General features: G+C 32.9%; 2 protein-coding genes. Both read left to right on the top strand.

Features of this window, described 5'->3' with window-relative positions:
- Window positions 1-254 precede the first annotated feature (254 nt).
- Window positions 255-9,830, top strand: a complete 9,576-nt coding sequence (locus C7N44_RS04175) for a DUF5776 domain-containing protein (protein WP_105956658.1) — start codon at window positions 255-257, stop codon at window positions 9,828-9,830.
- A gap of 202 nt (window positions 9,831-10,032) precedes the next feature.
- Window positions 10,033-14,849: hypothetical protein (locus C7N44_RS04170; RefSeq protein WP_157945037.1), on the top strand; the 4,817-nt coding region annotated here is incomplete at its 3' end.

Below are 14,849 nucleotides of genomic sequence, written 5' to 3'. Positions count from 1 at the left end.
AACATATGAAAAAATTCGATAATTTAATCCTTTTTATTATGTGTTTATATAACCATTGAATTATGAAAAAATAATTAAAAAACAATTTGTTTGATATCTTAACAGCTTAGCGTTAAGTTGAAATTGTTAGGTAATGATATTGCACATGATTTACTAACAAATTTTAGGCGATATATTATATTCTAATAATATAATTTCTAATTTATTTACATATCTATAATTGATTAATTTAATATTTATAGGAGATGTTGTTAATGCAATATAATAAATATAATATTAAAAAAATCAATGACAAAAAAATAATGAGAAAAGTAAAAAAGCAATGGGTTATTTTATCAATTTCTGCATTTGCTGCATTGGGTACAGCAGCATTTGAGATGTTAAATCCTAATGACGATGCACATGCTGATGAAAATACTACTTACAATATTCATTCAGATGGTAGCTTACACCAAAAATTGAATACTTCAGTTGGTAGAGATGTTAATAGTTCAGAACTAGTTGGTAAAAGTTTAAAAGTTCAACTGAATGCAGGACAAACTACTAATGATTCTGACAAAGCCCTAGTTAATTGGAATAACGGTACTAAAGATACTACTAATAATAATTCTCAGTATGAAACTACATATTCTAACTCAACACAAGGTTTCAAGGATGCAATGAATAAAGATCAACAAAATGTTGTTAAAAGTCAAAATAATAATCAACCTACCAATACGAATGCAGGAATTACTAGTGCTGGTTATCAAAATGGTGTACAACAATATGATCAATATCGGAATGTGATGAACGCTGGAGCTACAGATGCATATAATGGTAACAATGCCAATTCAGCTAATCAAAATTCTAGTCAAGCTAAAAATTATTATAATGCTGCTTATAATGGTTCCAATGATGCTAAAAATGCATATAATAATGCTACCCAAAACGAAGGAACTAACACTAATAGTTATACTTCATACAATCAATGGCTAGCAGCAAATAATAAAGACCAAACTGATACACCAAATAATAATCAAAGCAATGTCAGAGGATATCAAAAATCAATTGATGGCAGTTTGAATAATTCAAATAACAGTAGTGTACAAACAAATAATGGAAATATTCAAGTTACTAACAATAGTGATTCAAACCTATCTGTAAATCAAAAGAATTATCAAACTAAGCATAACTATGCTGATGGTTCTGCTTATGCATTAGCTTATCAATATGGATATAATTATTTCTTAGCTAACCAAGGGGCTGCAGATGCAAAGTCTGGTAAATGGAATAGTGCTAACAGTTCTAACGCTGCGAAAACATCTTATCAACCTAGTGGTTCGAATAATCCATATGACCAAGCATATCTAGGAGCTCAAGCTGCTATTAATGCACAAATTAATCAAACTCAAAATGGTAACAACATTGCTATTGGTAACTATAACGGCTCAGGTAATTCAGCAATATATCAAAGCGCATATAATGATGTTGCTAAAAATACCCAAAGTGGAATTGTTTATCTAGGTAATGCAACTCAAATGGATAATGTTTTACAAAATAATATGAGTAATGTTAATTCTTTAAATTTAGTTAATGATATTGGTTATTCTGATACTAATGATAACTTTTCAAATTACCCACAATACTCTTCACATGTATATTCCAATTTTCTAAATATAAATGGACAAAATCATATACTTGATATGACTAACAACAGTTACACATTATTGCCAGTTAAAGCTAATACCAAAATTAACATTTCTAATTTTAAAACTTTATATGGCTCTAATTATTATGGACCATTTGCTCTAGATAATAATAGTGCAAATTCTAATAATAACACTACTTCATCATTAACGTACACTAATTTAAATTACGTTGGATCTAAATTAGTATCCTCATATTACAGCTATGTTTATATTAATGGTAATGTAAATGTTGATGCTACAGATACTTACACTTCTCCATTTAATCAAAATATAACGACGCAAACTGATGGATTCTATGGTAATGGTAACTACCAAGAAAATCTGCAAGTTAATAGTATGATTTTAGGTGCTAATTCTAATTACTTTGGTAACACTTCACTTAGTTCTCAATCTGGTGGAACTGTTATTCAATTACAAAAACCTAATAGTAGTTTGACTTTAGGTAAAAATTCCACAATGACATTAATGCCTACTGGAGCTACTTCAGGTGAAAACAGTCCTGATAATGGACAAAATGCATATGGGATTAACATGAGTGATTCTAATCCAACTTTAAATATTAATGCAGGAGCCACTTTGAACATCTTACCTGATACAGATTATGGCAATCATGTTGCTGGTATTTATAATAGTGGAACTATTAATGTTAATGGTGGAATTATTAATACTGAAGCTAATACTTCATTTGATAGTGAGTCTAATCAAATGATTTATTCTAGTGGGCAAGTTAATGTTACTAATGGCGGAATGATTAATGTTAAAGTTTCTGGATTAGGTAATGATAATTCAGATGGATTAATTAATAACAAAAATAACATTAATATTTCTAATCGTGGTAACCTAACCGTTGAAGATCTAGATAGCGGTGGTGGAAATGTTAACTTAGTTGGTGGTAACTCAGTTAATGTATATAACGTTGGTCAGCAAGGAGCTACTTTTATTACGAATGGCAATGCTCAAAGCAAATTTGCTACTGGCGGTATTAATGCCTATACAGTCACTGCTTATACAAATCCAAATAATAAAACTTTAAATTGGTATTATAGCTTTAAATTGAATAATAATGGTCAAGCTAATTATGTAGACAGTAATGGTAATTCTTCTTCATATAATATTAACAGTAATCAGCTTTATATTAGAAGTGTCCCATCAGTATCATTCGTTGGTCCAGTCTACACCACAACTAATAATGGAGTAACTACAATTCGTGGTTATGCTAAAATAGATAGCTATAATTCCAGTGCCGGTCAATTATATATTCAGTATGCTTCCGGTAATTCAAATACTTACAATTATTTGACACCATTTAGTGGACAAAATACTACAAATCAATATTCAACAATTGATACTAATAAATACTATTCCAGTCAGAATGTTGATGGAATTAATTTAATCCCATTAAGTTTTACTGTACCATCAGCATCTAATAATGCTAACAATTACGGAATTAGATTAAGATATGGAGTCAGCGGTGTCAATGCAGTTGTTACTAACAATAGGGGACAACAAACATATACTGCTAATACAGAGGGTTATACTGTTAATCCAAACAAACAATTGATTGAAACTGATGCAAAATCAGCTAGTGGGAATACTAATAGTTCATCAGATGGTTCATCAGATGGAATTAGTGATGCTAGTACGAATAACAATGCAACTAAAGATTCAACTAGATATCAGAAGGACTTAGATTATACAAATGCCTATGATAATGCGAAAGCTGGATATCAAGCTTATTTAAATAATCCTAATAATCCAGCCGTTCCTGCAAATAGTTCGGATCCTAGTGCTTATAGTCAAGGTTCTAGCCAAGCTCAAAAGGAATATCAATCCGCATATAAAGATTCAATTAATAGTAATAATCCTAGTGGTCAACCAGATGCAAATGCAACGACTGCCCAAAAGGCTGGTTTTGCAAAAGGCCAAGAGATAGTTCAAGGAATTGCTGATTCCAATAATAATCCTGGTCAAGGTGATGCTTATCAAGGTAGTGCTGATCAAAAATCTGCTTATCAAGCTGCTTCAGCTGCAATTCAAGCAGGAATGAGTAACACATCTAAGCCAAATGATTTATCTTCACAATCTCAAGCCTACCAAGATGCATATAACAAAGCTTATGCAGATGCTCAACAAAAGGCACAAGCAATTGCTAATAATGGTGGTAAAACAGCTGGAATTAATTTAACAATTGCGCAACAAGATGCTCAAGATAAAGCACAATCTGATATGAATCAAGCTACGATTGATGCGCAAGCAGCTGACGGAAGTAAAGATAACAACTATCAAGGCAACACAAATGCTGATAAAACTTATCAAGGTGCTCAAGCTGGATATGCAAATGGCGGAACAGGTAAACCAGCATCTAGTGATCCGGTATATAGGAATGCATTTAATACTGCACAAGCTAAAGCCCAAGCGGCTGCAAGTAATGGTGCTAATCAATATATTGCAGGGCAATCAAACAATCCAACCGAAAACACGAAGGCAGAAAGAAATGCTGATAATTATGGTTATCAACAAGCTCAACAAGGATATGCTGATGCCAAAGCAACACCTAATCAAATCAACCAAGATAAATATAACAATGATCCATCTTACAAAGCTGGAGTCGATATGAATACAGCAGTAAATAATGGAATCAGTGATGCAAACAATGCAAATACTAAAGATCCTAACTACAATAATAATCATAATGCAGCTCAAACAGCTGGATACGATGGTACCTTTAATGGTAGTCAAGCAGGGATGAACAATGATCCTAAGCAACCAAACTTAGCTAATCAAACGCAAGCCTATCAAGATGCATATAATCAAGCATACGCTGCTGGTAAACAATTAGCAGCCCAAATTGCTGCAGGTAAAGTTGATCCAACTACACTTAAGCCGGGTCAACAAGCTGCTTATAATAATTCACCACAAGCTGTTCAACAAGCTACCACATTAGCAGCCCAAAATAATCCTAATAATGATAGCAAATATAATGGGACCGATAATGCATCTAGAGCCTATCAAGCGGCCAAAGCGGGATATGCAAATGGTGGAACTGGTAGTATGACATCTAATCAACAGAATGATCCCATCTATAAGAACGCATTTGATAATGCACAAACTGCTGCTCGCAAAGCTGCTAATCAAGGTGCGCAAAACTATATAAATGGTAGTAATACCAATACACCAAATGAAAATACCCCCTCAGAAAGAGCTGCTGATGATTATGGATATCAACAAGCACAAAAGGGGTATGATGAGCAAAGAAAAGGAGAAGCTACTAATAATGGTAGCAATCCATCATATCAAGCTGGGGTACAAATGGCTGAAGACGTAGATAATGGTGCTAAAATGGCAGATCAATTTACTGATAATACTTATCCAGGAAAACAAAATGATAGTCAGGCCCAAAAAGATGCCTATCAAGCAACTAAAGCTGCTTATCAAGCAGCAATGAATGGCACTGGCCAATCTGATAATAGTAGTCAATCGCGAGCATATCGCGATGCTTATGCAACTGCTTATCAAGATGCTAATAATCAAATTAATGCTATTAATAAAGGAAACATTACTCCAGACCGTTTAGTACCAGGACAAAGAGTGGCTTATGAGCAAGCGCAAGCAGCAATCAATAGTGCTATTAATGATGCCCAAAACAATCCAGATACTATTAATGATAAATATAATGGTACCGATAATGCATCCAGAGCCTATCAAGCTGCTAAAGCTGGATATGCTAATGCTGGTAATAATAATATTGATTCTAAGTATGCTGATGATCCAGTATATAAAAAAGTATTCAATCAGGCTAAAAGCGATGCCCAAGCTCAAGCAGCGCAAGCAGTGAAAGATTTTGCTGATGGCAAAGATAATCACAATCAAAATGATCATACTGCTTTCGGCAAATCTTATAATCAAGGCTACAATGAAATGCAAGCTGGTTATAAGGCTAATCCAGTGGATACATTAAATAATGATCCATCCTATCGGGCTGGTGTTCAAATGGCTAAAGATGTGAAAGCTGGAACCACTGATGCTTATACTAATCCTAAACAAGGGAATAATTATCAAGGGAGCTTAGCTCAACAAGAAGCTTATCAAGCAACTGTGGATGCTAATACTGCTGCTTCATCTGATGGTAAAATGCGTGATAATTTAACGAATCAACCACGAGCATATCAAGATGCATATAAACAAACTTACGAGCATGCTGCCCAAATGACTAGGGATGCCGCTGCCGGTAAAATCAATAAGAATGACTTGAATAATCAATTAGATCGAGAATCTTATACGCAAGGGATTAATTTATCGCAAAAAGGTTATCAAGCTGCTCAAGATAATGATCCAAATACTAATGATAATAAGTATCATGGACAAGGTATATCTGATTTGGCTTATCAGGGTGCCAAGGCTGGATTTAATGATGGAACTAAAAATGTAGACACAAAGTCTAATAATGATCCAGTTTATGTAAATGCATACAATACTGCTCGTGATGCGGCTCGAAAATACGCTAAAAGTGGTGCGCAAGATTTTGCCCAAGGAACCTTTAAGAAGGGCAGTGATCCTGATGAACATGATGATAAGAATCTAAAAGATGCTTTAAATCAAGCTCGTGATTATGGATATCAACAAGCTCAAAATGGTTATAATGATCAACAGTCTCAAAAGGACAAAGATTTAACTAAGAATGGTAATCCAGAATATGATGCTGGAGCAAAGATGGCTCGTGATAGCAATCTTGGAGCACAATTTGCTTTGAATGGTACTGGTACTAATCCAGAAAATAGTGATATTGCACAAAGAGATGGCTATCAAGCAACTATCAATGGGTATCAAGACGGAGCTAATGGCCATAAACAAAAGGATTTAAGCGGTCATTCACAGGCCTATAAAGATGCTTATAATCAAGCATATGAAAATGGTCAAAAATTAGCACAACAAGGTGCTTCTGGGAAGCAATCTAATAGTAATTTATTACAAAATAATGTGCCAGGGCAAAAGGCTTATGCCCAAGGTATTACTGATGCAAATAGTGGTTATCAAGCTGCTGCTAGTCAAGATAATATGAATGATGATGGCAATCATAATGATGTAAATAGTAATACAGATAAAGCCTATCAAGGTGCATTAGCTGGATTCAAAGATGGTGGTCAAGGACTAAATAATCCATCTAATACAGATCCGGTTTATGTGAAAGCCTATCAAGACGCTAATCAAGTTGCTCAAGCTGCTATTCAAACTGGAGTTAATGAATTTGCTCATGGGGATGATAGCAGTAGTACTAATAGTCAAACTAATCCAATTAGTACTGCACATAATCAAGGGTTTGACCAAGCAAAATCAGGTTATGAGGCTCAGTTAGCTGGTCATGCTGATTTTACTAATCATAATCCTGGTTATATAGCTGGTGTTAATATGGCTAAACAATATCAAGCTGCAATCAATGATACTAATAATGATCCAAATCAAGCTGGGTCAACTGATCCAGTTAGTCAAGCTACTCGTGCTGCTACTTTAGCTGGTTATTCGGACAGTATTCATAATATTGATAATTCAAAGGTCGTGCCAGCTCAGTATCAAAATCAAAGTAAAGTATATCAAGCAGCTTATGCTAAAGCTCGTCAGGCTGGAATTATTAATACTAAAGCTGGGGCAGCCGCTTTTAATAATAATGATGTTGCACCAACTGGAAATGATATTAATTCCATGGCTAAAGAACAAGGCTTTGCAGCTGCTCGTGATGCTTATAAGAAAGCTCAAGAAAATTCAACCATCAGCCAAAGCAATGATGGCAGTAATTATAGTGAAACTTATAATGGAGCTGCTAATGCCTTTAACAATGTTTTAAAGGGTAAATATGATGAACCAGATTCAAGTTCGGATATTTATAATTCCGCATATCGAAAAGCAATGAATGAAGCCAAACAATTAATTCATGAAGCTGCAATTAATCATATTAACAATGATAAAGGTAATGGCAGTAGTAATTTATCAACAGATACAATTTCAAGATTATCTGATTTGGGAATGAATGATGCTGCTAAAGCTTATCAAGCGGCCCAAGATAAAGAAAATCCATATCATTCCACAGACCCTAATTCTATTGATGTGTATAATGGTGCAAAAGCAGCCTTTGGTGATATTAATAATGGACATGTTAATACTAGCCGTAATGGCAATGATTTATACAATGCTAGTTATGATCAAGCATTAAAAGATGCACAATCATACGCTCAAAAGGGTGCTGATGGATACTCTAATGGTAAACATATTACTCCGCCCGTCAATATTTTAGGGAATTTAGTAAATCCAACAAATGCTGAAATTGATGCACTGAACGCTGGATATAATCAAGCTAAGGCTGGACATGATGATGCTAAGAATGGTGTAACTAAACCAAAACAAAATAATCCATATTATAATAATGAATTTAACGCTAAGGCTGATATTAATACTGGGACATCAGCAGCAATGCAAGATGCTACAAAAGGTAATCAAGATACTGGAGATAATAAGTTAGACCAAGCATATAATGGGACGGTTGACGCTTATAAAAATGCTGGAAAAACTGCTCGTGACATTAGTCAAAAGCCAATTGCATATCAAGATGCATATAATAAGGCAAAAGATGATGCCCAAAAGAATTATCAAGCTGGTGCAGATCAATTTAACAATAATCTTGCTAATTCACAAGTTAATGATAAGGGGGCTCGTGCCATTGCTTATAACAATGGTTATCAAGAAGCTCAAGCAGCTTACAATCAAGTTTTGAATAATCCTAATGTTTTGCCATCATCATTAACACCCGCTCAACAAGTTGGTTATGATAAGGCTAAACAAGTGATTGCTGGAATGAATGATTACACTAATGGCAAGCAACCTAATAGTAGTGATAGTAATTACAGCTTTGGTTATAATGTTGCTCAACAAGCTGCTACCAAGGCTTTAGCTGATGTCAAAGCTGATAAACCAAATGCAGTTACTAATGACGCCATTTTAGATATTAATCCGAATGCAACTAAGCTTTATCGCGATATCTATAATGATACTTATAACGGTTATCAAGCCGGATACAATGATCAAGCAGCAGTTAAAAATGCTAGTCGGGCTTATCTGAATGCTTATCAACAAGGTCAGGCTGATATCGTGATTCCTTCATATCCTGCATCTAATAATGAGCCGCTCAAACCTAATGTTAATCATTTAGTTAAAACGGCATATAATAAATCTAATCAAAATGATATGAATGCAGGTATGAGAACTGCCCTTCGTGAAATGAAACCTGCTAAACATCGTTCTAGTTACTATAATCAAGGCTATCGTAATGGTATTGATGGATTAGCAGGGATGAAAGCTGCAAGTAATGGTCTTAAATTAAAAGCTGGACATGATGATGCTTATAAGACAGGTTACAATGGCTATAAAGCAGGTGTTCGTGCAGCTGAAAGGACTATTAAGGCTAACCAACATATGAGTAAACGTGATTTGGCTGGCAAATCAAAACTTTATGTATATACATTTAAACAAGGGATGAAGCATGAAGAACGTCGTCAACATAATGTTGGTGCTATCAAGGGAATTAAGCAAGCTAAATCAATGCATGCAATACCAGCTAGCTTATCATTGACCCATTCATCGGCATACGTAAAATCATATGTGCATGCATATAAACTAATGATGAAACGTCACATGCCAAAATATGTATATAATATTCGTACCATCTTTGTTCATAAACAATTAAGATTTACTAACAAGAATCGGATAGTTCGTTATGTAAAAATGCCAAGGTATAAAGCAAAATTATTAAAAGTTACTGGAATTGCTTATTATAAGAATGGTATTCCAAGATATCGTGTTATCGGTGGTGGCATGATTGCTGACAAACATGGTACTGGTGTAATTGCTGCTAACAACAGCATTGTAGATGCATATTACCATCATAACTTTAAGACCTTTAGATTAATTAAACCTAGTGGGGCTTTGGTTCATACTGGTAAGAAGTTCAGTAATGGTAACGCTGTGCGCAAGTTATATCATGGTGAAATCTTTAAAGTTGATCGTGTTGTTAAATATCATGGGTTAACGAGGTTCTATATTGGCCATGGCTTATATGTAACTAGCAATAAAACTTATGTTAAAAAGATTGGTTAAATAATAAAACAGCTACAATTATCTAGTGATATTGTAGCTGTTTTATTATTTTATAAGCTAATTTTTTTAACTATTATTTTATAAGCTAATTTTTTTAACTATTAATTTAATAGTGATAATTTAAAGGTGTGGGTTGATTTATCTAATCCTTTTATAATATTTAAGTTATTTAAAGTTTTTATTAATTTGGAGATGTTTTTTTATGCAATATAATAAAAAACAATTTAAAAAAATAAATGATAAAAAAATTATGAAAAAGGTAAAGAAAAATTGGGTTGTATTATCTGTTTCTTCTTTAGCAATTCTTGGAGGATTTACGGTTAGTGGAACACTTTCTATGAATAAATTTTCGAATTATGCTAAAGCTGATGTTAATACTACATTAAGTGCGTCAGCAAAAACAGATGAAGTACAAAATAATTCATCAAATGATGCAGCAAAAACAGATGAGGTACGAAAGGATTCATCAAATGATGCAGCAAAAACAGATGAGGTACGAAATAATTCATCAAATGATGCAGCAAAAACAGATGAGGTACGAAAGGATTCATCAAATGATGCAGCAAAAACAGATGAGGTACGAAATAATTCATCAAACGATGCAGCAAAAACAGATGAGGTACGAAAGGATTCATCAAACGATACAACAAACAAATCTTCGGTTTTGCCACTTAATAAAGATAAATTAAAGCAAGTTATTTCTTCTAATAGCAAGTTAGAAACTATGTTAGGTGTTAATTTACAATCTAATTCCAATATTCAACAAAAACAAGCAGATGAAGGAGCTATTAAAGCTTGGAATACTATCCATTCTGATGATTCGCAATCAGAAGATGATTCTATTGATACTAATACCGATGCATATAAAGCAGGATATAAAGGTTTAGTGGATGCTTGGAATAACTATAATGAACTAAATAGCAAACGAGGCACCCAAGCAACTAAAAATTATGCTAATAAAGCTTATGCCCCATCAGATGGAGCAAAAACAGACTATAATAATCCACATAGTGTTGATTCAAACTTAAATAATGGAAATTCAAATTTTGATGGTACAAATAAAGCCCAAATTTTGAATGATCCTAATGCTAGTCAAAATCAAACTTCTGATGAATTACATAATATGGTTGATTCATCCAAAAATGGATTTCATAATTCAACTAATAATTATAATGAAAATATAACATTTGATGACAAAAATGATGTCACAATTAATGATGATAATGAATTTTATTATAATCAAGGAATTACAGATTTCTTGAAGTATCAAGGGGCATATGATGCAGAAACAGGTCGTTGGAATGACAATAATCAAAATGATGCTTATACGCCAGATGAAAGCTCTGCTAATGCTTATGATCAAGCATATCGCGGTGCTCAAGATGCTATTAGTCAACAATTCAATAATGATGATAAATTGAACTATGATGTAACTAAAATTGACTCTTTTAATCCTACTAATCATAATGATGTAAATACAGCTTACACACAAGGATTTAATGACGTAAAAAATCAAGTTAATTATAATAAGATAGCTTATGTAGCTAATAGTAATCAACTATTAAATTCAATTTCTACACGTTTAGCAGGTTATTATAGTGGTGATATTCAAAAAATTAACTTTTTGAATAATATGAATTTGGTAGATGTTCCAAAAATTATTTATTCAACTCCTTCTAATTTGGACTTAAGTTTTAATGGACAGAATCATATTGTTGATGCTTATAATTCATCTTATGAATTTTATCCAGCAAGTAAGTCTACACAAATAACAATTGAAAATTTTAGCGAATTATACGGAACAAATTATTATGGACCAGTTCACTTAACAAATTTATCTAATGCCGGCAATATTAACTATAAGAATGTTACTTATGTAGGGCCACAGTTAGTTAATGCTACGTATGCATCTGTAAATGTTTATGGTAATTTAAATGTATTTTCCGTTGGTAGTTACAATAGTCCTTGGAATGGAAAAGTCTCAACACTAGGTAGTATATATGATGGGGACAGTCAACAAAATATGGAGATATCTCAACTGACCATGCATAATGGAAGTAATTATTATGGAAGTACCACAGGTGGAAATGCAATTCAATTAAGCAATAACGGAAAACTTTTGGTATCTAATAATGCTCATATGAAAATTGTTCCTAAAAGTATGAATTTTGCTCCTGAAGATCCAGCTCCAATTTCTATAAAGCCATCTGGAATTTATATTATGAGTGGTACTTTGGAAATTGATAAAGGTGGTTTAGTTGAAATTAACCCAACTACCTCTACTAGCACAGGCTTAGCTAAGGGGATTTATGATGATGGATCAGTTAATATTCAAGGAGGAGAACTAGATATTAACGATAATGGTTCCTTACCAATAAATGATGATGCCAATTATATTGGTAGTAATATGAATATTACTAATAATGGTTGGCTAAAAATAAATGGTAGTAATATGAATGGAACCCAAAGTACTTATAAAGATGATCTATTAAGTGTTGGCGGTAAGCTAATGGTAACAAATGATGGTAATATGGCAATTCATACTGATGGGACAGGTAATGATGATTTAGTATTGATTGATAATTCAGGAACTTTCCATGTTGATAATCCTGGTGAAAAAGTTCAACTTCAAATTGATAATATTAATGGTAATCCTGGAAAAGGAAGATTGTTTACCAAGCAAATAAATGCTTATTATACTAGATATGCAATTGGTTATCAAAATAATCAAGATAATATTCCTAATACTCCTGAACTGGTTCCATATTCGAAAGTTATGGTTCCAGCTAGTGGAAAAATATCGTATAGAGGATTGGACGGCGAAGAAAAACAATCTAATGATGATACTACTGGAATTAAATATTTTTCATTTAATTCTAATCCACGTGCAGTATTTAAAGGTAATATTGATGCTCAAGACCAACGCAATGGTGAACATCAATTAACTGGTTCAATCATTTTAAAAAATCTTCCATCTAATGCAGGATTAGGTGACAATGGTAAGATAGCTATTAACGTAACCGTTGATGATAATCCAAACATTGTTGCTAAACCTGTATCAATGAAAATTGATAATGATGATATTCATCCTGATAATGGTACTGGAACTAATGGTTATGTAATTAACATTCCAAGCAATGCTAAAAATAATGATGTTATTAATTTTGTATATGATTTATCTGATACACCTAAAAAATCAGTTGACGTTACAACAAATTATTTTAATGGTATTCAAGAACAAAAACTCACTACTGATGGTAATAATTATATATCCCAAACTCCAGGATCTGATAAAAATATAAGTAATAATCCTGAAGATAAATTAAATCCAAGTGTTAATAATTTATTGACTACCCAAGATGCTATTAATGATGGTATTAAAGATGGAATAAACGATTCTTCTATTAAGGAAACAAAAAAAGATAACTATAGTAAGTATCAACAAAATAAGAGCTTATCTAAAACTTACATTAATAATTATAATGATGCTTATGATGGCTATCAACAAGGAATAAATGACTTAATTAATACTAATTCTGAAAATCAATCTTATAATCCTTCACAATATGATACTAAATCTGATGCTTATAAAAATGGATATAAACAATCAAATGATGATTATCAAAAAGGTTTTAAAGATAAGCTAGATAATAAAACTAAACAAGATTCTTTGAATAATGTTTCATACAAAGATGGTAGTGATGTTGCTAGTGGTGTTCAAAATACTATTAATGGTGTTTCAGATAATAGCAATAATGAACAATTAAATGGCCATAATGAATTTAATGCTGGTTTTAAAGCTGGAATGAATAATTTAAACAAAAACAAAAGTGCTAATTATGATCCCGCCTATAATTATGGAATTCAAGTAGCATCTGGTATTCAAAAACATGATGATAGTAATCAAGATGCAAAAGACATATATAATGGAATTCAAGATGCTTTACAAAAAAACAATCCATCTTCTCAATCATCTGCTGGTTACAATACTGCATATGAAGCTACAATTAATGGAATGAAAAATCAGAGCACTGATGGTTTCAATGCTCCTCAATCTTATGCCAATGAAATTGGTAAAGCTGCATTTAAAGGAATAAGTGATGGTGCTTCTGGTAATACAACGTCGATGTCTGATAGCATTAAAAATTCTACCTATTCCAATGCTAAAGCCGCTTTTAACGCAGGATTTAATGATAATAATTCAGACAATAAGAACTTAAATCCATATGCTTACCAAGCAGGTCAAGATACTAAACAAGGTATGGATGATGCTATTGCTGGTAAAAAAGCCGATCCTACTTATTCTAATAATGATAATTATAATAATGCTTATCAAGCTGCTAAAGATGGTTTTAATGGTCAAATCCCTAGTGATTTAGATAAACAAGAAAGAAAAGCATATAATCATGGTGAAAATGTTGAAGTAGCAGTTCAAGCTGCTTCTCAAGATATTGATAATAGGAAGAATAGTAGTGATGATAATAGTGCCTATAAAGCTAGTTTGCCATCAGATCCGTCGGATCAACAAGCTTATAAAGAAGCTTATACTGCTTACAAAGACGGTGCTAATAAATCAAACTCAGATAATCCAGCTGCACCAGAAAAAACGGATGATATAAATAATAAACAAGGTTTAGCTTATCAAGCAGGAACTACTCATCAAGCGACTGAAGATGGTGTCGATGATGCTCGTAATGAAAATGATGCTCATGCTAAAAATTATCAAAATAATGATAATAATAAGTCAGCATATAACAATGCCAAGGACGCTTATCAAGCAGGATTTAATCAACAATCTGATAGTAGTTCAATAGACAATAATCAAGGTGGATCATACAACTTTGGTCGTGCTGCTCAAGCAGCTATTCAAGATGCAGCTAGTGGTAAATATAGTGATGATCCTGAAAGCTCAAATAATGATTCACAAAATCATCATCGTGGTATACCTAGCGGTAGTGATGATAGTGCATACAGTAAGAACAATGCTGCATTACCATGGACCAATCCACAAAAACAAGA

The sequence above is a fragment of the Apilactobacillus quenuiae genome (assembly GCF_002994005.1).
GTDB classification, from domain to species: domain Bacteria; phylum Bacillota; class Bacilli; order Lactobacillales; family Lactobacillaceae; genus Apilactobacillus; species Apilactobacillus quenuiae.
This window is presented reverse-complemented; position numbering and strand designations above follow the sequence as displayed.